Origin of the sequence: Pseudomonas sp. PB105 (assembly GCF_009764655.1) — a bacterium.
GTDB classification, from domain to species: domain Bacteria; phylum Pseudomonadota; class Gammaproteobacteria; order Pseudomonadales; family Pseudomonadaceae; genus Aquipseudomonas; species Aquipseudomonas cyclaminis.
In genome coordinates this window covers 1-19,912 of record NZ_RWIO01000083.1, presented here as the reverse complement: position 1 = coordinate 19,912, position 19,912 = coordinate 1, and the positions used below count along the sequence as shown (strand labels likewise).

General features: G+C 62.0%; 25 protein-coding genes. 17 read left to right on the top strand and 8 right to left on the bottom strand.

All coding sequences use genetic code 11. From position 1 onward, the window contains the following. Positions 1-65: 65 nt before the first annotated feature. The 3 genes from EJD88_RS19745 to EJD88_RS19735 are packed head-to-tail and all read right to left on the bottom strand — an operon-like array spanning position 66 to position 1,110. Positions 66-407, bottom strand: a complete 342-nt coding sequence (locus EJD88_RS19745; RefSeq protein ID WP_099586786.1) for a hypothetical protein — start codon at positions 405-407, stop codon at positions 66-68. Further along, positions 404-793, bottom strand: a complete 390-nt coding sequence (locus EJD88_RS19740) for a phage holin family protein (RefSeq protein WP_099586785.1) — start codon at positions 791-793, stop codon at positions 404-406. Before EJD88_RS19740 ends, EJD88_RS19745 begins: the two co-directional genes overlap by 4 nt. A 2-nt stretch (positions 794-795) precedes the next feature. Continuing rightward, positions 796-1,110 carry a YqjD family protein gene (locus EJD88_RS19735; protein WP_032889079.1) on the bottom strand — a complete coding sequence of 105 codons (315 nt, stop codon included), beginning with the start codon at positions 1,108-1,110 and terminating at the stop codon, positions 796-798. 346 nt (positions 1,111-1,456) lie between these two features. Between EJD88_RS19735 and EJD88_RS19730 the strand changes: the two genes are divergently transcribed. Continuing rightward, the gene (locus tag EJD88_RS19730) at positions 1,457-2,665 is read left to right on the top strand and encodes an ammonium transporter (RefSeq protein WP_112194271.1); all 1,209 of its coding nucleotides are present in this window, start codon (positions 1,457-1,459) and stop codon (positions 2,663-2,665) included. Here EJD88_RS19730 and EJD88_RS19725 read toward each other — a convergent pair. Then, positions 2,652-4,385: a monovalent cation:proton antiporter-2 (CPA2) family protein gene (locus EJD88_RS19725; RefSeq protein WP_143522565.1), complete on the bottom strand. Its 1,734-nt coding sequence runs from the start codon at positions 4,383-4,385 to the stop codon at positions 2,652-2,654. The genes EJD88_RS19730 and EJD88_RS19725 overlap by 14 nt on opposite strands. A gap of 147 nt (positions 4,386-4,532) precedes the next feature. Here EJD88_RS19725 and EJD88_RS19720 point away from each other — a divergent pair, with 147 nt between their 5' ends. The 3 genes from EJD88_RS19720 (at position 4,533) to EJD88_RS19710 (ending at position 6,142) form a co-directional block, all read left to right on the top strand. Beyond that, positions 4,533-4,769, top strand: coding sequence for a glutaredoxin family protein (locus tag EJD88_RS19720; protein ID WP_099586784.1), 237 nt, complete (start codon positions 4,533-4,535; stop codon positions 4,767-4,769). Between the two features lie 74 nt (positions 4,770-4,843). After that, positions 4,844-5,179: a transcriptional regulator gene (locus EJD88_RS19715; RefSeq protein WP_099586783.1), complete on the top strand. Its 336-nt coding sequence runs from the start codon at positions 4,844-4,846 to the stop codon at positions 5,177-5,179. A gap of 72 nt (positions 5,180-5,251) precedes the next feature. Beyond that, positions 5,252-6,142, top strand: coding sequence for a pseudouridine synthase (locus tag EJD88_RS19710; protein WP_099586836.1), 891 nt, complete (start codon positions 5,252-5,254; stop codon positions 6,140-6,142). Positions 6,143-6,197: 55 nt separating this feature from the next. Here EJD88_RS19710 and EJD88_RS19705 read toward each other — a convergent pair whose 3' ends face one another. Further along, a complete protein-coding gene (locus tag EJD88_RS19705; RefSeq protein ID WP_010211805.1) occupies positions 6,198-6,419 on the bottom strand; it encodes a YgdI/YgdR family lipoprotein in 222 nt (73 codons plus the stop codon). Between the two features lie 80 nt (positions 6,420-6,499). After that, positions 6,500-7,102, bottom strand: coding sequence for a molybdenum cofactor guanylyltransferase MobA (gene mobA, locus EJD88_RS19700; RefSeq protein WP_099586782.1), 603 nt, complete (start codon positions 7,100-7,102; stop codon positions 6,500-6,502). Positions 7,103-7,178: 76 nt separating this feature from the next. On the opposite strand from mobA, the gene moaB reads away from it, so the two are divergent. The 3 genes from moaB to EJD88_RS19685 all read left to right on the top strand — a co-directional run bounded on the left by moaB (position 7,179) and on the right by EJD88_RS19685 (position 10,287). Next, positions 7,179-7,718 carry a molybdenum cofactor biosynthesis protein B gene (moaB, locus tag EJD88_RS19695; RefSeq protein ID WP_056857153.1) on the top strand — a complete coding sequence of 180 codons (540 nt, stop codon included), beginning with the start codon at positions 7,179-7,181 and terminating at the stop codon, positions 7,716-7,718. After that, entirely contained in the window at positions 7,702-8,928 is a 1,227-nt protein-coding gene (glp, locus tag EJD88_RS19690; RefSeq protein WP_099586780.1) for a gephyrin-like molybdotransferase Glp, read from the top strand. Before moaB ends, glp begins: the two co-directional genes overlap by 17 nt. 102 nt (positions 8,929-9,030) lie before the next feature. Next, complete coding sequence (locus EJD88_RS19685; RefSeq protein ID WP_158878804.1) at positions 9,031-10,287, top strand: hypothetical protein; 1,257 nt, start codon at positions 9,031-9,033, stop codon at positions 10,285-10,287. A 1-nt stretch (position 10,288) separates the two neighbouring features. Here EJD88_RS19685 and EJD88_RS19680 read toward each other — a convergent pair whose 3' ends face one another. Then, positions 10,289-10,618, bottom strand: a complete 330-nt coding sequence (locus tag EJD88_RS19680) for an EscU/YscU/HrcU family type III secretion system export apparatus switch protein (protein ID WP_158878803.1) — start codon at positions 10,616-10,618, stop codon at positions 10,289-10,291. Next, positions 10,615-12,192 (bottom strand): flagellar hook-length control protein FliK, encoded by a 1,578-nt coding sequence (locus tag EJD88_RS19675; RefSeq protein ID WP_158878802.1) that lies wholly within the window; start codon positions 12,190-12,192, stop codon positions 10,615-10,617. Before EJD88_RS19675 ends, EJD88_RS19680 begins: the two co-directional genes overlap by 4 nt. 200 nt (positions 12,193-12,392) lie before the next feature. Here EJD88_RS19675 and ccmA point away from each other — a divergent pair, with 200 nt between their 5' ends. The 10 genes from ccmA (at position 12,393) to EJD88_RS19625 (ending at position 19,745) form a co-directional block, all read left to right on the top strand. Then, on the top strand, positions 12,393-13,028 hold the full coding sequence (gene ccmA / locus EJD88_RS19670) for a cytochrome c biogenesis heme-transporting ATPase CcmA (protein ID WP_158878801.1): 636 nt from the start codon (positions 12,393-12,395) through the stop codon (positions 13,026-13,028). Then, positions 13,025-13,693, top strand: a complete 669-nt coding sequence (gene ccmB, locus EJD88_RS19665; protein ID WP_158878800.1) for a heme exporter protein CcmB — start codon at positions 13,025-13,027, stop codon at positions 13,691-13,693. The genes ccmA and ccmB overlap by 4 nt, the downstream gene beginning before the upstream one ends. Before the next feature lie 84 nt (positions 13,694-13,777). Beyond that, on the top strand, positions 13,778-14,533 hold the full coding sequence (locus EJD88_RS19660; RefSeq protein WP_099586776.1) for a heme ABC transporter permease: 756 nt from the start codon (positions 13,778-13,780) through the stop codon (positions 14,531-14,533). Continuing rightward, positions 14,530-14,706, top strand: coding sequence for a heme exporter protein CcmD (ccmD, locus tag EJD88_RS19655; protein WP_003172771.1), 177 nt, complete (start codon positions 14,530-14,532; stop codon positions 14,704-14,706). The genes EJD88_RS19660 and ccmD overlap by 4 nt, the downstream gene beginning before the upstream one ends. After that, a complete protein-coding gene (gene ccmE / locus EJD88_RS19650; protein WP_112194281.1) occupies positions 14,703-15,158 on the top strand; it encodes a cytochrome c maturation protein CcmE in 456 nt (151 codons plus the stop codon). The genes ccmD and ccmE overlap by 4 nt, the downstream gene beginning before the upstream one ends. Positions 15,159-15,161: 3 nt before the next feature. Continuing rightward, on the top strand, positions 15,162-17,150 hold the full coding sequence (locus tag EJD88_RS19645) for a heme lyase CcmF/NrfE family subunit (protein ID WP_158878799.1): 1,989 nt from the start codon (positions 15,162-15,164) through the stop codon (positions 17,148-17,150). After that, complete coding sequence (locus tag EJD88_RS19640; RefSeq protein ID WP_032889103.1) at positions 17,147-17,683, top strand: DsbE family thiol:disulfide interchange protein; 537 nt, start codon at positions 17,147-17,149, stop codon at positions 17,681-17,683. The genes EJD88_RS19645 and EJD88_RS19640 overlap by 4 nt, the downstream gene beginning before the upstream one ends. Further along, positions 17,680-18,153: a cytochrome c-type biogenesis protein gene (locus EJD88_RS19635; RefSeq protein ID WP_012723038.1), complete on the top strand. Its 474-nt coding sequence runs from the start codon at positions 17,680-17,682 to the stop codon at positions 18,151-18,153. Before EJD88_RS19640 ends, EJD88_RS19635 begins: the two co-directional genes overlap by 4 nt. Continuing rightward, positions 18,146-19,330 (top strand): c-type cytochrome biogenesis protein CcmI, encoded by a 1,185-nt coding sequence (ccmI, locus tag EJD88_RS19630; protein ID WP_112194287.1) that lies wholly within the window; start codon positions 18,146-18,148, stop codon positions 19,328-19,330. Before EJD88_RS19635 ends, ccmI begins: the two co-directional genes overlap by 8 nt. 16 nt (positions 19,331-19,346) lie before the next feature. Then, positions 19,347-19,745: a hypothetical protein gene (locus EJD88_RS19625; protein ID WP_158878798.1), complete on the top strand. Its 399-nt coding sequence runs from the start codon at positions 19,347-19,349 to the stop codon at positions 19,743-19,745. The last annotated feature ends 167 nt before the right edge of the window (positions 19,746-19,912 follow it).

Here is a 19,912-nt window from a genome sequence, read left to right as displayed (position 1 = left end):
AGAGGCCCGGCCTTCAATGACGAAGGCCGGGCCGATTCTGTTTGCAAGAATGCAGCCAGCAGGGCTTATCCTTTGCGTGAAGTCCCCGCCATCGCCAATTTGATCAGAGGGATCAAACCGGCGCCCAGCCGCACCAGTCGGGTGATGCTGCTGATACTGCCGCCCTTGGCCCCCTTGCCGGTAAAGAAACCCATCAGCGTCACCGCCGCCACGCCCCACAGCGGCGCGTGCTTGATACCCAGGCTGTCCTGCCAGTTGTGGCGCATGTCGCGCACTTTGTGCAGCGGTGCCATCAATTGTTGGGACTCGTGACGGATTTCCTGGCGGTGCATTTCCATGCGCAGGCGGATCAGCGCCTTGCGCATTTCCCGACGGGAAGTGTTGTGCGGGATCTCAGTCAGGCTCATGGCAGCAGGCGCTCCCGATCATTGGCCAGCTCTTCAAGCGTGGCGTGGAAGGGCGTGGATTCATCGAACACCGCAGCTTTCAAGCGCACCCCGCAGAACGCGGCGGCCAGGCTGTAGAACACGCAGAGGCAGATGATGCCGGTCAGACGGTAGCCGGTGTCCCAGACGAGGATCATCACCAGTGTCGACAACCCCACCAGCAATAACAGGGCAAACACCAAGGCCAAGCCGGCAAACAGCAGCAGGCTGACGGTGCGTGCTTTCTGCTCCTGCAATTCGATGCCGAACAGTTCGACGTGGCTGTGCAGCAAGCCTAGAACGGCCGCGCCCAGGCGTCGTGAGGTAGAACTTGCGCCCGTAGCCGAGCCGCTTTCGCCGATAGACATGATTAGCGCCTTGTAGCCAGCAGGCCGATCAAAAAGCCCACGCCGGCCGCGATACCCACCGACTGCCAAGGGTTGGCTTGTACGTAATCTTCCGTAGCAGTGACCGCCGCCTGACCGCGCTCGCGCAAGGAATCTTCGGTCAGTTGCAGTGTTTCGCGGGCCTTGAGCAGGCTTTCATGAATCTTGCTGCGCAGCTCGTCGGCCTGGTCGCCGGCCAGGATCGCCGTGTCATCCAGCAGTTTTTCGGTGTCACTGACCAGGGTTTGAAAATCCGCCATCAGTATTTCCTGGGCTGTCTGTGCTGTTTTTCTGGCCATGGTTATCTCCGTGATTGGCTGATCGGTACGTGTGGTTTCGAGTCACCCGCATCGGTGAAGGTTCAGTGCAATTGTGTGGTACAGCTTTTGCTTTGCCATGGTGCGCATGCACGAGTGCCTGCGCTGAATCTGGGCGGTAAGGCCTCAAGCCATCAAAAACCTTACCCTAAATAACTGAAACTCGCGGAAAAACCCTGTCGGCAACGGCCTGTTGTGTTGAACGCTGCGCTAAAGCGGTTCACGCCCTCTCAAGAGGGGCGGAGCCGGCGGTGCCAATTTAGTGCGTGCAATCGTGGCCTGAACCGCTTTGGTGCTTTTTGCCTTTAATGCAGGCCTGCCAACCTCCATGGAAAATTTGCAAAGTGCGGTGGACACCCTGGTCCACAGCTCAAACACCCTGTTTATCCTGATCGGCGCGGTCATGGTGCTGGCCATGCACGCCGGCTTCGCGTTCCTGGAAGTCGGCACGGTACGCCAGAAAAACCAGGTCAATGCACTGTCGAAGATCCTCAGCGACTTCGCCATCTCCACCCTGGCCTATTTCTTTATAGGCTATTGGATCTCCTACGGCGTGAGCTTCATGCAACCGGCGGCGGTGATCAGCGCCGACCACGGTTATGGCCTGGTGAAGTTCTTCTTCCTGCTGACATTCGCGGCGGCAATCCCGGCGATTATCTCCGGCGGCATTGCCGAGCGTGCAAAGTTCGCTCCGCAGTTGTGCGCCACCGCATTGATCGTGGCGTTTATCTATCCGTTTTTCGAAGGCATGGTCTGGAACGGCAATTTCGGCCTGCAAGCCTGGTTGCTTGCGACCTTTGGTGCCAGCTTCCATGACTTTGCCGGTTCCGTGGTGGTACACGCCATGGGCGGCTGGCTGGCGTTGGCGGCGGTGTTGCTGCTCGGCCCGCGTAACGGGCGCTACAGGGAAGGGCGCCTGGTTGCATTTGCACCGTCGAGCATTCCGTTCCTGGCGCTCGGGTCGTGGATTCTCATCGTCGGCTGGTTCGGCTTTAACGTGATGAGCGCGCAAACCCTCAACGGCGTCAGCGGCCTGGTGGCGGTCAACTCGTTGATGGCGATGGTCGGTGGCACAGTGGCTGCGTTGGTGATCGGGCGTAACGACCCAGGCTTCCTGCATAACGGCCCGCTCGCCGGGCTGGTGGCGATCTGCGCCGGGTCCGACTTGATGCACCCGGTGGGCGCGCTGGTCACTGGGGTAGTCGCCGGAGGGCTGTTTGTGTGGTGCTTCATCGCCGCCCAGGATCGCTGGAAGATTGACGACGTGCTGGGTGTGTGGCCGCTGCATGGCCTGTGCGGTGTGTGGGGCGGGATTGCCTGCGGCATCTTTGGCCAGACGGCGTTGGGCGGCCTGGGCGGCGTGAGCCTGATCAGCCAGTTGATCGGCACCGGCCTCGGCGTGGCGGTTGCATTTGGCGGCGGCCTGTTGGTGTACGGCGGGATCAAGCGCGTCGGCGGCCTGCGCCTGAGCCAGGAGCAGGAGTACTACGGCGCGGATCTGTCGATCCACAAGATCGGCGCGGTCAGTCAGGATTGATCGGCGCGTCGTCGCTGTTCGGCGGCGTGTAAAAGCCGTGGAGCAGTCGATAGCGGTTATGCCGCACTTCGTCGACCCGCGCCTGCACCTGTTGGTCCGGCAGGCCCAGCAGGATCAAGGCGTGGGAGGCAAGCATCAGGCTCGACTCCAATAGCTCGGGCACCACTTCGCTGGCGCCCGCAGCTTTCAACTCGGCCCACTGGCTGTCATCGCGGGTACGCACCAGGATCGGCACATCGGGGTTGATGCGACGCGCCTCCTTCAGCACCACCAGGGCGACATCGCTGTTGTCCACGGCAATCACCACCAACCGCGCGCGTTCCAGCCCCACTGCACTGAGCAAGGCGCCGCGACGGCAGTCGCCGTAATGCACGCTGCTGTCTTCGGTGGCGGTTTCCTGTACCCGTTCCGGGTCGTCATCCAGGGCGATAAACGTTTGTTGTTCGTGGCGCAGAAAACGCCCGATGGACTGCCCGACGCGGCCGTAGCCACAGATCACCGCGTGGTCGCGCAGCTCGGCATTGAGCGCGGTGATTTCTTCCAGTTGCACTTGCTGGTTGGGCTTGCGGTGCAGGCGCAGGGCAATTGCCGGTGCGGCACGCAACAGCAGTGGCGTCAGCAGCATTGAGCAAAACGTGGCGGCAAGCAGCAGGCCATTGAATTGATCCGGGATCAGCCGGCTTTGCTGCATTTGCGCCATCAGTGCAAAACAGAACTCACCGCCTTGGGCGAGGGCCAGGCCGCTGCGCCAGGCTGTTTCGCTGTCGCTGCCGCGCAGCTTGACCAGCACCGCCACCACGCAACCTTTAACCAGCATCAGTGTAAGCGTCAGGCCAAGGATCAGCAGGCTGTGGCTGATGAACAACTGCAGGTCAATCAACATGCCGATGCTGACGAAAAACAGCCCCAGCAGGATGTCGCGAAACGGGCGGATATCCGCTTCGATCTGGTGACGGTAATGGCTCTCTCCCAGCAGCATACCGGCCAGGAACGCACCGAGGGCCGGGGACAGGCCAAGCAAGTGGGTGAGCCAGGCGGTCAGCAACACGATCACCAGCGCCAGCAGCACAAACAGTTCTGCCGAATGGGACGCGGCGACCTCACGGAACAGGCGCGGCAACAACCAGCGACTGGCCAGCAGCAGGCCAACAAACAGCACCACGGTTTTGCCCAGGGTCAGCGGCAGCGCCCAGTACCAGGCGTGGTCGCTGCTGCCGGCAAACACCGGCACCAGGGTCAGCAGCAAAACGGCGACCACGTCCTGAAACAGCAGTACGCCAATCGCATTCTGCCCATGGCTGCTGAAAATTTCCCCAAGGCTGCCCAGCTCTTTACTGACGATCGCCGTGGAGGACAACGCCAGCCCCGCCCCCAGCAGCAAGGCGATGCCGGGCGCCACGCCAAAGCCCATCAACACGCCCCCCAACAGCGCACTGCACCCCAGCACCTGCAAACTACCCAGGCCAAACACCACGCGGCGCAGGGCGAGCATCTTGGTCAGGGAGAACTCCAGGCCCAGGGAAAACAGCAGGAACACCACGCCAAGCTCGGCGAGGTCGGGCAGCTCTTCGCTGTCGTTCACCCAGTCCAGCGCCGTAGGCCCCACCGCCAGGCCCACGCACAGGTAGCCCAGCACGGGCGGCAGTTGCAGCCGGCGAAACAGCGCAATCACCACCAGGGATGAGGCCAGAATGATCAGCAGGTTGGCGAACACAAGCATCTCCGTTGCAGGGTGAGCGGGCAAAAAGCCGCGAGAATCGCTGAATCAGTTATAGGCCATGCTGATCTGGATCAGGGTTTATCGGCTCGCCACCAGTACTGAGCAGGCCTAGAATGTTGATCTGTTTTCTGATCAGGTCCTTTCGTCATGCTTCCTGAATGCCAGCTGTTCGGCACCCTGGGTTGCCATCTTTGTGAGATTGCCGAAGCCGAAATCATGCCGCTCGTCGAACACGGGTTGCTGGTGGAACTGGTGGATATCACCGATCCCGCTGACCTCACCGAAGCCTACGGCCTGCGGATTCCGGTGCTCAGAAGGGTGGACACCGGTGCCGAACTGGATTGGCCTTTCGACACTGAGCAGGTTGTCGCCTTCTTGCGCTGACGCTTCTGCGATGGCGGGTTTCCAATTATTACGTTACTGTATGTTTGTACAGCGATTGAATAGAGGGAACGCCCGTGGTGAATGTTGAACAACTGAAAAGCAGCGTCAATCGCATGTCCGCCGACGTCGTGCGCGACGCGGTGAACGAGCTGCGCCTCGATGGCCTGGTCACGGAAGGCAAGACGCCCTTTAACAAAGTGCATTTCAATACCTGCTTCGCGGAGATCGAAGCGTTGTTCCAGCGCGCCGGTTACCACAAGCAACTGGACGTGGTGGGTTATCAGGGGCTGCTTTACGCTTTGTACGATCCGGGCCGCTGGGACGCGGTGGATGTGCTGCGCTGGCTGAAGGAGTTCACCGACGCGGCCAGTGCGTCGCCTGTCCTGCGGGCGCAATTGGCCAAAGCCTGAGATCCGCCCTAGGCTGAGTCCCGCTTCATGCGGGATAATGCCTGCCGGTTTTTCAAGGCTTCGAGCATCGGCATGTCCACTTCCGGTTTTTCCGCGTCCCAACATCAAGCCAGCACCCTGTACCTGCCGCCTGGCCCTTGGGCGACCGTGCTCGATTGCCTGTGCGGGCACTTCCCGGCGATCAGCCGTGAACACTGGTTGGACCGCATCGGCCGTGGGCGGGTGTTGGATATCAACGGCAGCCCCATCCAGCTGGACCTGGCCTACAAGGAAGGTCTGTGCATTTACTACTTCCGTGAAGTACCGAACGAAAAGGTGATCCCGGCGCAGGAAACCATCCTGTATGCCGACGAGCATCTGGTGGTGGCGGATAAACCGCACTTCCTGCCCGTGACCCCGGCCGGCGAGTACGTCGAGCAAACCTTGCTGCGCCGCCTGATTCGCTGCCTGGATAATCCCTCACTGGTGCCCTTGCACCGTATCGACCGGCACACCGCCGGGCTGGTGCTGTTCTCGGCCAACCCCGCCAGCCGCTCGGCCTATCAGCAGCTGTTTCCCACACGCCAGATCGATAAGTTCTACGAAGCCATTGCACCAGCGTTGCCTGACCTGAGCTTTCCCAGGGTGCATAAAAGCCGACTGGTCGATGGCGAGCCGTTCTTTCGCATGCAGGAAGGCCCTGGCACCGCCAACACCGAAACGGCGGTGGAGGTGCGCGAGAAAAACGGCGATCTGTGGCGCTACGGCCTGTTCCCGGTGACCGGCAAGAAGCACCAGTTGCGTGTGCATATGAGCGCCCTCGGCGCGAGTATTTGCAACGACCCGTTCTACCCCGACGTGATCAAGGACGCGGTAGACGACTACGCCAACCCCCTCAAACTGCTCGCCCAGGGGGTGCGGTTCATCGACCCGGTTACGGGTGAAGAACGCAGTTTCCGCAGCCAGATAACCCTAGACTGGTAACCGCCAGAAACGACAAGGCCCGCGCGAGGCGGGCCTTGTTGGCAAACGCTAAGATTTACAGGTCTTTTACGGTGCGAACCTGATCTTTATTGATGCGGGTGCGCTTGCCGTCAAGTTGTTCGAATTCGTAGAAACCCGAATCTTCGTTGTATTTCGGGGTGTCGACGGCCTGGATTTCGCGACCGTCATTCAGTGTGATCACTGTTGGCGAAGCGCAACCTGCGAGGGTGGCGAGGCCCAGTGCAAGCATGAGAGCGGCGATGGTCCGTTGAGTCATGGGTTTGTCTCCGAGAGAATACTTTTTGATTGCTGACCTTGAGACGTGTAAGACGTCGCCAAAGTTCCTTGTGCGAAATTTCATTCTGACACGTCAGCGCTCGGCTTTAACAGCTCGGGCGTATTAAGGTTTGCCAAGCGCGGGTCATCTGCCGGGCACGCCAGGCCCACGCCGCCCAACTGCAGGAAGATCTTGCGCGGGCTGCGCTCACCCGTGTTCCAGGCCCGTTCTACCTCGGTTTTGAGGTGGGTGGGGATGATGCAGATCAAGGGTTCCCAGAATGCGCCGTGACGCACCATCACGGGCACCAATGGGTTTTGCCGCGCGGTCTCGCGCAGGTCGGCCAGTAGTCGTGTGTCGATATTCGGCACATCGCACGGCAATATCAGCAGGTGCTCATGGCGCGCTACGGCGAGCCCGGCGCGGATACCTGCGAGGGGGCCCGGGAAGTCCGGGCTGTCGTCACTCACCAGCGTATCGGCATAGGGCGCGTAGCGATCCTGGTTGCGGTTGCACGAGATGATCAGGTCATCCGTCAGTGGCCGCACCAGGCCTTGCAGATGGGCGATCAAGGGCTGGCCGCGCCACGCCAGCAGGCCCTTGTCCTGGCCGCCCATGCGCTGGCCGCGTCCACCCGACAACAGCAGAATCGAGCAGGGCAGGGGCGAAGAATCTAACGACATAGGGGTTCCGCTACGGCAGGTAAACAGGGGCCTGTGATATAACACCGGGCTGTTCCTTCGACAACCGGACCGTGCCATGAAAGCCAAGGCAGATGCGCCCTTCGTACCCCTGAACATTGCTGTATTGACCGTCAGCGACACCCGCACCCTGGACACCGACACCTCGGGCCAGGTCTTCGTTGACCGACTGACAGCCGCCGGCCATAACCTGGCCGAGCGCGTGCTGCTCAAGGATGACCTCTACAAAATTCGCGCCCAGGTCGCCCACTGGATCGCCGAAGACGTGGTGCAAGTTGTGCTGATCACCGGCGGCACCGGCTTCACCGGCCGTGACAGCACCCCCGAAGCCGTGAGCTGCCTGCTGGACAAGCAGGTCGACGGTTTCGGCGAACTGTTCCGCCAGATTTCCGTGGCCGACATCGGCACGTCCACTGTGCAGTCCCGTGCCCTGGCCGGTCTGGCCAATGGCACCCTGGTGTGCTGCCTGCCGGGCTCTACCAATGCGGTGCGTACCGGCTGGGACGGCATCCTCGCCGAGCAACTGGACAACCGTCACCGCCCATGCAACTTCGTCCCGCACCTGAAACAGGCCGAACCCTGTGAATCCCGTGGGTAAGCCCGGCAAGACCGGCGCGCTGCTGCCGGTAGAGGACGCTTTGGCCCAACTGCTGGCCATGGCCGACGCCGCGCCGATCCGTGAGCAGGATGCCCTGCTGCTGGCGGAGTGCGACGGCCGTGTTCTGGCGCAAGACTTGATCTCAACCCTCGACCTGCCGCCGTGGCCAAACAGTGCCATGGACGGTTATGCCGTGCGCCTGGCGGATTGGACCGGCGAACCGCTGGTGGTCAGCCAACGCATTTTTGCAGGCCAGGCGCCACAACCCCTGGCCGCCGGCACCTGCGCCCGCATCTTCACCGGCGCCCCGGTACCGGAAGGGGCAGACTGCGTGGAAATGCAGGAGAACGCCGTGGTCCACGCCGATGAGCGCGTGAGCTTCACCGAGCCCCTGCACCTCGACCAGAACATCCGTCCCCAGGGCCAGGAAACTAGCGTAGGCGAGTTGGTATTGTCGGCCGGCACGCGTCTGGGCCCGATTGAACTGGGACTGGCGGCGTCCCTCGGCCATGATCGCTTGGCGGTGATACGTCGCCCGCGCGTGGCGGTGTTGTCGACCGGCGATGAATTGATCGAACCCGGCTTACCGCTCGGGCCGGGGCAGATCTACAACAGTAACCGACGCGTGCTGTGCTCATGGCTTACGCGCATGGGGTGCGAAGTGATTGACGCTGGCATCCTGCCTGACGACCTGGAGCAAACCCGCGCGCGCCTGGGCGGTTTGGGCCGTGTCGACTTGATCCTGTCCACGGGCGGTGTGTCGGTGGGCGAGGCGGACTTCCTTGGGATCGCCCTGCGTGAAGAGGGTGAGCTGGCGTTGTGGAAACTCGCGATCAAACCCGGCAAGCCGCTGACCTTTGGCCACTTCCGTGGCGTGCCGGTGATCGGCCTGCCCGGCAACCCGGCGTCGACGCTGGTCACGTTCGCACTGCTGGCACGCCCTTATCTGCTGCGCCGCCAAGGGGTGCAAGACGTCGAGCCGCTGCGCTTTGAAGTGCCGGTAGGGTTCGAGTGGCCCAAGCCAGGCAACCGCCGCGAATACCTGCGCGGTCGCGTCGAGCAAGGCAAAGCGATCATCTACCGCAACCAGAGCTCCGGTGTGCTGCGCAGTGCGGCGTGGGCGGAAGGGTTTGTGGAGGTGTTGGAAGGCACGACGCTGGCTATCGGCGATCGGGTCAACTTCATTCCGTTGAGTGAGGTATTTGGCTGACACACAATTCACCGGTGGCGGGGGCACAGTCAAGATAAGTCCTATGAGCCATCCAGAACGGGCAGGTTAATTTTCTGAGTCTTGGTTACTGGAGGCCTGACGATGACTATCCAACCTGCTACTTCCGCTCCTGGCGTGGCGGCACCCGCTCTCGCCGAACCCGGCTTGCTCACTGCAGCGTCGATCAATTCAAGCACTGCACGTGGGGTTTTGAATCAACTGATCGGCACGCCGCTTTCCGAGAATACTTATCGGGAGCGGCTTGCCTGCATGATCGCCGATCCGAGCATTACCTCCTGGCAGGCGCTGACGCGTGATCCTGGGCAGTTGCAACGATTGCAGGACAATGAGCGGCTGCGGTGGGCCGACCCGGCTGCGGCTGACAAAACCTTGCCGACACTGGCGCAGGCCCTGGGCAAGAAAAATGTCTGGCTGCCCGAGGTGGACAGCCTCAATGCCAACATTCTGAAGAACCTGACCGCACAGGTGGCAGAAAAATACCTGACGCAATTCCAGTCCATTCTTCAAGACCCGGCACCTGCCTTGTCGCAGGATGTCTCGATAGTTCGGGGTGCGCCATCAGCGGGTAAAACCACCTTTCTCACCGGCCAGTTCGCGCTCAACACCGATGTTGTCAAGAACATGATCCAAAACCGTATGCCCGGCACGAGCATGTTGCAGGTGCATGACCAGGGCGCGGCGTTGGTTCAGCAGTTCATGAGCCCCATGGAAAAGCGCCTGGGGCAGCCACTGACGCGGGATGCGTTGTACCTGTGGCCAAACGATTTCAACCAGAAAATCGCCGATATCGCACGCTTGAGCCAGGAACCCAAGTTGCATTTCCACGATATCCAGGTGGACCTCGCGACCTTGTGCTGTCGGATTCTCAAGCGCGGCACCGATGAGGCGGTGATGGACTTCAATGTCCTGAGCCAGTTTTTCAGTGCCGGTCTGGAGCATCGTGGCCCGAGTATCGAGTCGGTCAAGAACAGTCAGGACAGGCTTAAGGAATATTCACTGTCGGCCTGGAACGGTCAGCAGAATGTGCTCGTTGCTCAACGCGCACCCGGTGCCAAGGATTTTGTGATCAAGGATCAAGCCCTGTTCGATAAGGTCACTGCCCGGGATAGCCGTTCCGTACAGGCAGAGGTAGAGCGTGTTCGCAACACCGTGATTGACGCGCCGTTCATCGAGGCCTTCACCGCGCCACTTCCGCCTGCGCAGGCGAGTGCGTTTGGTGCGGCATTGCGGCGGTATGAGGGGCAGACGTTCGAGCAGGCGTTGAAACAGCACGCTCAGCGCAAGCCGGTTACCACCTCGGTAGCGGCCCGCGTATTGGCCAGTGTGGTGCCGGGCTGATTCAGTAGTCATCCCCGCGTTCGGTCACGTCGCGCTCTGCCGGCGCGGCGTACGGGTCATAGCCCACCGGGAACTTGCCCTTCAGCGTCCAGGCAAACGCAATGATCTCGGCAATCGTGCGGTACAGCTCTTCCGGGATACTGTCGCCCAGCTCCATGCGTGCCAGCAGCTTCACCAGCTCGGCGTTTTCATAGATCGGCACTTCATTTTCCCGCGCCAATTTCAGGATGGCTTCGGCCAGGGCATCGTCGCCCTTGGCAGTGAGCGTGGGCGCCTGCTGGCCGTCGTACTTAAGGGCAATCGCCTGGCGTGGCGGGTTTGCGTTGTTCATGCGGTTTCATCCACCCAGCGTTGCTCCAGTCCGGTTTTCGGCCCGCGTGGCGGCGTGCCGAGGTGGCAATCCAAGTCGCCGACGTTGAGGCCAGAGGTCACCAGCCGCTCGCGCAGGCTGCCTAAATGGCTTTCGATCAGGCTGGCCGTGAACGGGCGGGTTGCCCACAGTTGGCTGGACAGTTTGCCCTGGGTCAGTTGCGCCTGGACCTGCAATGGCCCCAGCGGCTCCATATCGAACGCCAACTCGACGCGCCAGAGCATTTGCCTGGGGTCTTTCCTGTCCTTGCGTTCGGGCTGGTCCTTGTCCTGCGCCGGTTCCTCGCGCTGGAACTTGACCTGCAAGGGCACGATGTCTTGCAGGCTGCGCATGGGGATTTCCAACTGCCAGGTGGTTTGCAGGCGGCCATCGGCGGTGGTGCCGGTTTGTTCCAGGCTCGACAACTGATGGCTCTGCAAGCGGGAGATGGCCCCCGCAGCCAGGCGCAGCAGGTTCTCCAGGTCGCCTTCGCCTTCCAGTTTGGCCATCAGCCGCTCCGGCAGTGGGAAGCCAACCGGTGCCTGTCGCGCGCTGACTTGGCCGAGCGTATTCAGCGGGCTGCGCACGAAATTCGGCATCACCTGGGCCAGGGTGTTGGCGGCGAGGATCGCATTCAAGTTGGTGCTGGTGGGCAGGGCAGGCAGCAGATCCGCGACCAGGCGCAGCAGCGCGCCCTTCATATCCAGGGGCGGCACTTGCGGGTTTTGCCCGGCGAGCAGCTTGGCTTCAAGAAATGCGCCGCTGTTCTGGACCACCTGGGCCAGCACTTTGGGATTACTTACCTGGGCCAGGTCCGGCAGGGCGGCGAGCAAGCGGTCGGCGGCGGCGCGCAGGTCGGCGGAGGTGCTGTCGCCGCGCGGCAGGTTCTGCAGTGCAGTGAACACCGCATCCAGCGAGCCTTGCCGACTTTGCTGGGTCGAGAGTTGTTGAGTGACGGCCAATTGATCCTTGAGCCCGCTCAACGGTACGAAGCTCAGGGTCTGCGCGTTCTGCACCACGGCGCTGAGCAGGCTGCCCACGCGCAGGGGCTGAGGGCTTTCCACCGTCAGCGTCGCACCGGCCAGGGCGTTGTTGAGCACCGTCACCAGCGAGCGGTAGATCGCCGGTTGTGCGGTGCCCTGGGGCAACATCTGGGTGGTCAGCACCTTGGCCTGCAACAGCGTGCCCACGGGCATCTGATCAGTGTCGATGCGGGTCAGGGCCGCCACATTGGCACTCAAGGCCTGTTGCAAGCTCAAGGTCAGGTTGCCCGCCGGCGTCTGGCTCACCGCCACATTGCTGCCCAATGGCAACGGCTGGGCGCTGCTGGCTTGCACCAGGGTCTGGCGGCCGCCTTCAAGGGTCAGCTTGAGCAGAAGCTGAAAGGCTTCACCGCCTTGCTTGAGCGCGATGACTTCGGCGTTCGCGGTTTTTCCCGGGTCGATCAGCCCGATCTGCGGCTCCAGCAGTTTCAGCAATTCACCCGTCGCAGGCGCGGGGCTTTGCCCGGCTGTCGGGGTGGGAGGGAGCGTAGGAAGGTTGATCTCGCCGGTCATCGTGCGCATCGTCTCTGGGGAAATTGCCCTCTTTAGCGTAGGGCATCACATGTATAATGCCGCCCGTCTGCAAAGAGAGCGGTAAAAACCTCACAACTATTTGATCCAGCTCTCTAAAATCGGTCGCCAAAGCCGTTATTGTGCATCTCTCTTTAACGGCCGCTGCACCGCCGACTTGAACCGTAAAGGCCCGCGATCTCTTGACCAGCCCTCTTCTTGAAGCCGTAGCGCTTGCCTGTGAACGCGACTTGCGCCTGCTGTTCGAGCACCTCGACCTGCGTGTGGCGGGTGGCGATATGGTGCAGGTCAGCGGCCCCAACGGCAGTGGCAAGACCAGTCTGCTGCGCCTGCTGGCCGGGCTGATGCAGCCGACGGCGGGCGAAGTGCGGCTCAACGGTAAACCCCTCAGCGAACAACGCACTGAACTGGCGCGAAACCTGATCTGGATCGGCCACGCCGCCGGCATCAAGGACGTGCTCACCGCCGAAGAAAACCTCAGTTGGCTCAGCGCCCTGCATCATCCTGCTCCCTGTGACGCCATCTGGCAGGCCCTGGCCGCTGTCGGTCTCAAGGGCTTTGAAGACGTTCCTTGCCATACCCTGTCCGCCGGCCAACAGCGCCGCGTGGCCCTGGCGCGCCTGTACCTGCCGGGCCCGCCGTTGTGGATTCTCGACGAGCCCTTTACTGCCCTGGATAAACAAGGTGTCGCCCAACTGGAAGAGCACCTGGCGCGGCACTGCGAGCAGGGCGGCACCGTGTTGCTCACCACCCATCACACCCTGGCTCGCATGCCCGCCGGTTACCGCGACCTCGACCTGGGCCGGTGGTCGGCATGAGTGTCTTCGCCCTGCTGGTCGCCCGTGAAGCGCGGCTGTTGTGCCGTCGCCCGGCTGAATTGGCCAACCCGCTGGTGTTCTTTGCCATTGTGATTGCGCTGTTCCCGCTGGCGGTCGGCCCCGAGACTAAACTGTTGCAAAGCTTGTCTCCGGGACTGGTGTGGGTGGCGGCGCTTTTATCGGTTCTGCTCTCGCTGGACGGGCTGTTTCGCAGTGATTTCGAAGACGGTTCCCTGGAACAGTGGGTCCTTTCGTCGCACCCTTTGCCACTTCTGGTACTGGCCAAGGTGCTGGCACACTGGGCTTTTTCCGGCCTCGCGCTAGTCTTGCTCTCGCCGCTGTTGGCGATGATGCTGGGCTTGCCCGTTGAATGCCTGCCGGTTTTGCTTCTGTCCTTGTTACTCGGCACGCCAGTGCTCAGCCTGTTGGGGGCCGTGGGCGCAGCGTTGACCGTCGGTTTGAAGCGCGGTGGCCTGTTATTGGCCCTGTTGATTCTGCCGTTGTACATCCCGGTACTGATCCTTGGCAGCGGCGCTTTGCAGGCCGCGCTCATGGGCATGCCGGCGACCGGTTACCTCCTGTGGCTTGGTAGCCTGACCGCCCTGGCGGTAACCCTGACACCCTTTGCCATAGCCGCCGGCCTGAAGATCAGCGTCGGTGAATAATGAGGTCTGACCCAGCGTGACACGCTGAGTCAGTAAAGACCCTACGCTTCTCGCCATGACGCGAAGCAACCGTGAGAAACAGCAATGAACTGGACCTGGTTTCACAAGCTTGGCTCGCCCAAATGGTTCTATGGCATCAGTGGCAAACTGCTGCCGTGGTTGAGCCTCTTCGCCGTGTTGCTGATCGGCATCGGCCTGGTCTGGGGCCTGGCTTTCGCGCCGCCGGACTACCAGCAAGGCAACAGCTTTCGCATCATCTATATCCACGTGCCCGCCGCGATGCTGGCCCAGTCCTGCTACGTGATGCTGGCGGTGTGCGGCATCGTTGGCCTGGTGTGGAAGATGAAACTGGCCGACGTGGCCCTGCAATGCGCTGCGCCCATCGGCGCGTGGATGACCGCCGTGGCGCTGGTCACCGGTGCGATCTGGGGCAAACCCACCTGGGGATCATGGTGGGTCTGGGATGCGCGACTAACGTCCATGTTGATCCTGCTGTTTCTGTACTTCGGTCTGATTGCCCTGGGCAACGCGATCAGTAATCGTGACAGCGCCGCCAAGGCCTGTGCGGTACTGGCGATTGTCGGCGTGATCAACATCCCGATCATCAAATACTCGGTGGAGTGGTGGAACACCCTGCACCAGGGCGCCACCTTCACCCTCACCGAAAAACCGGCAATGCCCGTGGAAATGTGGGCGCCGTTGCTGCTGATGGTGCTGGGGTTCTACTGCTTCTTCGGCGCCGTGCTGCTGATGCGCATGCGCCTTGAAGTGCTCAAGCGTGAAGCCCGCGCCAGTTGGGTCAAGGCCGAAGTGCAAACCTGCCTGGGAGCGCGTGGATGAGCTTTGCTTCTTTCAGTGATTTTCTCGCCATGGGCCACCACGGCCTGTATGTCTGGACGGCCTATGGCATTTGCCTGGCGGTGCTGGCCCTCAACGTCGCCGCGCCGATCCTGGCCCGCAAGCGTTACCTGCAACAAGAGGCGCGTCGTCTGCGCCGGGAGACCGAAAAGTGAATCCGCTGCGTAGAAAGCGTCTGTTGATCATCCTTGCCATCCTGGCCGGCGTCGGCATTGCCGTGGCCCTGGCCCTGAGCGCCCTGCAACAGAACATCAACCTGTTCTACACCCCGACCCAGATCGCCAATGGCGAAGCGCCTGTCGATACGCGCATCCGCGCCGGCGGCATGGTGGAGAAGGGCTCGCTGAAACGCTCCGGCGATTCCCTCGACGTGACCTTCGTGGTCACCGACTTCAACAAGGCCGTGACCATCACCTACCGCGGCATCCTCCCGGACCTGTTCCGCGAAGGCCAGGGCATTGTCGCCCTGGGCAAACTCAACGCCGACGGCGTGGTGGTGGCCGATGAAGTGCTGGCCAAGCACGATGAGAAATACATGCCGCCGGAAGTCACCAAGGCCTTGAAAGAAAGCGGCCAATCCGCGCCAACACCCGTTAAGGAGGGTTGAGTGATGACGTCCGCACTGTTTATCCCCGAGTTGGGCCAGTTGGCGATGATCCTCGCCCTGTGCTTCGCCATCGTGCAGGCCGTGGTGCCGTTGCTCGGCGCCTGGCGTGGTGATCGCCTGTGGATGAGCCTGGCGCAGCCGGCCGCCTGGGGTCAGTTCGCCTTCCTGTTGTTCGCGTTTGGCTGCCTGACCTACGCGTTTATGACCGACGATTTTTCCGTCGCCTACGTCGCCAATAATTCCAACACCGCGCTGCCTTGGTACTACAAGTTCAGCGCCGTGTGGGGCGCCCACGAAGGTTCGTTGCTGCTGTGGGCATTGATCCTCGGCGGCTGGACCTTCGCCGTGTCGGTGTTCTCGCGCCAACTGCCGCAAGTGATGCTGGCGCGGGTGCTGGCGGTGATGGGCATGATCAGCATTGGTTTTCTGCTGTTCCTGATCATGACCTCAAACCCGTTCAGCCGCATCCTGCCGCAGATCCCGTCGAATGGGCATGACCTCAACCCCTTGCTGCAGGACATTGGCCTGATCGTTCACCCGCCGATGCTGTACATGGGTTACGTCGGTTTCTCCGTGGCCTTCGCCTTCGCCATCGCCGCCTTGTTGGGCGGGCGCCTGGATGCCGCCTGGGCGCGCTGGTCGCGGCCGTGGACCATCGTCGCCTGGGCCTTCCTGGGGATTGGCATTACGTTGGGCTCCTGGTGGGCGTACTACGAACTCGGCTGGGGCGGCTGGTGGTTCTGGGACCCGGTGGAAAACGCCTCGTTCATGCCGTGGTTGGTGGGCACCGCGCTGATTCACTCCCTGGCCGTCACTGAAAAGCGCGGCGTGTTCAAGAGCTGGACGGTGCTGCTGGCCATCGCCGCATTTTCCCTCAGCCTGCTCGGCACGTTCCTCGTGCGTTCGGGCGTACTGACTTCGGTGCATGCGTTTGCGTCCGACCCGGAGCGCGGCGTGTTCATCCTGATCTTCCTGCTGTTTGTGGTGGGCGGCTCACTCACCCTGTTCGCCCTGCGTGCGCCGGTGGTCAAGAGCCACGTTGGCTTCAACCTGTGGTCGCGGGAAACCCTGCTGCTGGGCAACAACCTGGTGCTGGTGGTCGCTGCGTCGATGATCCTGCTCGGCACTCTTTACCCGCTGGTGCTGGATGCCCTGAGCGGCGCCAAGCTGTCCGTCGGCCCACCGTATTTCAACGCGCTGTTTATCCCGTTGATGGGGTTGCTGATGGTGGTGATGGCGGTCGGCGTACTGGTGCGCTGGAAAGACACACCGGTGAAATGGCTGGCCGGCATGCTGATGCCGGTACTGCTGGGCAGCGTCGCGCTGGCCGTGATCGCCGGCATTGCCTATGGCGACTTCAACTGGGCGGTACTGGCCACCTTTATGCTCGCCGCCTGGGTACTGCTGGCCGGTGTTCGCGACCTCTTCGACAAGACCCGCCACAAAGGCTTGATCAAAGGCCTGCCGACGCTGACCCGCAGCTACTGGGGCATGCAGATCGCCCACATTGGCATCGCCGTGTGTGCGCTGGGCGTGGTGCTGTCCAGCCAGAACAGCGCCGAACGCGACCTGCGCCTGGCGCCGGGCGAGTCCATGGACCTGGGCGGTTATCAGTTTATCTTTGAGGGCGCCAAGCACTTTGAAGGGCCGAATTTTACGTCCGACAAAGGCACTGTGCGGGTAGTGCGCGACGGTAAGGAAATCAGCGTGCTGCACCCGGAAAAACGCCTCTACACCGTGCAGAGCTCGATGATGACCGAAGCCGGTATCGACGCCGGTTTCACCCGTGACCTCTATGTGGCGTTGGGCGAACCGCTGGGCGAGGGCGCCTGGGCCGTGCGCGTGCATGTGAAGCCGTTTGTGCGCTGGATCTGGTTTGGCGGTTTGCTCACCGGCTTTGGTGGTTTGCTGGCCGCGCTGGATCGGCGGTATCGAGTCAAGGTCAAGAGCCGGGTGCGTGAAGCCCTCGGTCTGCAAGGAGCGGCGGTATGAAGCGTTGGTTGATGGTGTTGCCGCTGGCGTTGTTCCTGGTGGTGGCGGTGTTCCTGTATCGCGGCCTGTACCTGGACCCGGCCGAGCTGCCTTCGGCAATGATCGGCAAGCCGTTCCCCGAGTTCTCTCTGTCGAACGTGCAAGGCGACAAGACGCTGACCCGTGCCGACCTGCTGGGCAAACCGGCGCTGGTCAACGTGTGGGGCACCTGGTGTATCTCCTGCCGCGTCGAACACCCAGTGCTCAACAAATTGGCGGAGAAGGGTGTGGTGATCTACGGCATCAACTACAAGGACGACAACGCAGCAGCCTTGAAATGGCTGGCCGAGTTTCACAACCCATACCAGCTGGATATCCGTGATGAAGACGGCAATCTCGGCCTCAACCTCGGCGTCTACGGGGCCCCGGAAACCTTCTTTATCGACGCCAAGGGCGTGATCCGCGACAAGTACGTCGGTGTGATCGACGAAGTCGTGTGGCGTGAGCAACTGGCCGCCAAGTACCAGGCGCTGGTCGATGAGGCCAAACCATGAAACGTCTGTTAGCCGCTGCCGTGCTGGCGCTGGGCTTGGTCGGTGTGGCCCACGCGGCCATCGACACCTACGAGTTTGCCAAGGACGGTGATCGCGAGCGTTTTCGCGAACTGACCAAGGAACTGCGCTGCCCCAAGTGCCAGAACCAGGACATCGCCGACTCCAACGCGCCCATCGCCGCCGACCTGCGCAAGGAGATCTTCCGCATGCTGGGTGAGGGCAAGGACAACCAGCAGATCATCGACTTCATGGTCGACCGCTACGGTGATTTCGTGCGCTACAAACCGGCCCTCACCGGCAAGACCGCACTGCTCTGGTTCGGCCCCGCCGGGTTGTTGTTGGCGGGCGTGGTGGTTATGGCGGTGATCGTGCGCCGTCGCCGCGCGGCGCCAACCGATGGTTCCGACGCACTGTCCCCCGAAGAGCGTAAACGCCTCGACCAATTGCTGGACACCAAGACTGATGATTGATTTCTGGCTCGCAGCCGGCTTGCTGCTTCTGATTGCCCTGAGTTTCCTGTTGATCCCTGTGTTGCGTGGCCGTCGTGCCCAGCGCGAAGAGGATCGCACCGCGCTGAACGTGGCGCTGTACCAAGAGCGTGTCGCCGAGCTGCAAGTGCAGCAGGACGAAGGCGTGCTCAACGCCGCGCAACTCGACACCGGTCGCGCCGAAGCGGCCCGCGAACTGCTGGCTGATACCGAAGGCGTCGAAAAGCCCCGCGAGTCGCGTCTGGGCAAACCGCTGCCGTTGCTCGCCGCCGTCCTCGTGCCCGTGCTTGGCTTGGGCCTGTACCTGCACTTTGGCGCCAGCGACAAAGTCGAACTGACCCGCGAGTTCTCCCAGCCGCCGGTGTCCATGGAAGACATGACCCAGCGCCTGGAGCGCGCGGCTGTGGCCCAACCGGATTCAGCCGAAGGCCTGTACTTCCTTGGCCGCGCCTATATGGCCCAGGATCGTTCGGCCGATGCGGCCAGAGTCTTCGAGCGTGCCGTGGCGTTGGCTGGCCGCCAGCCGGAGCTGCTTGGCCAGTGGGCCCAGGCGCAATACTTCGCTGACGATAAGCAGTGGTCGCCCAAGGTTCAGGCGTTGACCGATGAAGCCCTGAAGCTGGATCCGAAGGAAGTCACCAGCCTCGGCCTGTTGGGTATCGCGGCGTTTGAAGGCAAGCGTTATCAAGAGGCCATCGACTACTGGACACGCCTGCTGGCCCAACTGCCACCGGAGGATAATTCCCGTGCCGCGCTGCAAGGCGGCATCGACCGGGCGGCGCAGAGCCTGAAGGAAAGCGGGGGCACCGTCGCCGAAAAAGCCGTGATAAAGGTGCGGGTGGATGTGTCCGCCGATGTGAAGGCCAAGGCGCTGCCGAGCGACACTGTGTTCATCTTCGCCCGCGCCGTCAGTGGCCCTCCGGCACCGTTGGCGGCTAAACGCATTACCGTCGCCGAACTGCCGGTCACCGTCGAGTTGGGTGACGCCGACGCAATGATGCCGCAATTGAAACTGTCCAACTTCGCCGAAGTCCAACTGGTTGCGCGCATATCCCGGGCAGGTCTTCCGACCGCTGGCGAGTGGATCGGCCGCAGTCAACCCCTGGCCAGCAGCACTACTGCACTGCAACAGCTGACCATCGACAGTCCGGACAAGTAATCCTGAGGAAACGCCCATGACGACCGCATTCGCACGCATCACCCTGCTCAGCCTGGTAGTGGGCCTGAGCGCCTGTGCGGTCCATCGGCCACCTCCTGGCCCGACCGGCCCGACGATCCCGCCGTCCGGCCCTTCGACTCAGCCGAGCACCAGGCCTTCCGGCCCGGTTACCCCGCCGCCGAAGCCTGTGCCGACCAAATCGCCGACGTTCGCCCCGCCACCGGGCGCCGCCAGCCACTGGGACGGCAAGATGCAGGTCTACGTGCTCGATGGCCAGCCCGACACCTTCTACCGCCAGCGCACCTACTACCGCTGGAGCAACGGCTGGAGCCGCTCCATCAGCCCCAACGGGCCATGGGAAGAAACCAACGTGCAAGGCGTGCCGCCGGGGTTGAGCAAGCAGTACGCGCAATGACAAAAGGCGACCGTGTTAGGGTCGCCTTTTTTATGTTCGATGTCCCGTCCTGAATAAGGTTTACACCTTCTGACCTTTGTTCAGGAGGACTCAATGGATACGAGAAAAAGGCGCAGCCAACGCGATTACACGCTAGCTTTTAAATTGTCGGTCGTAGACCAAGTCGA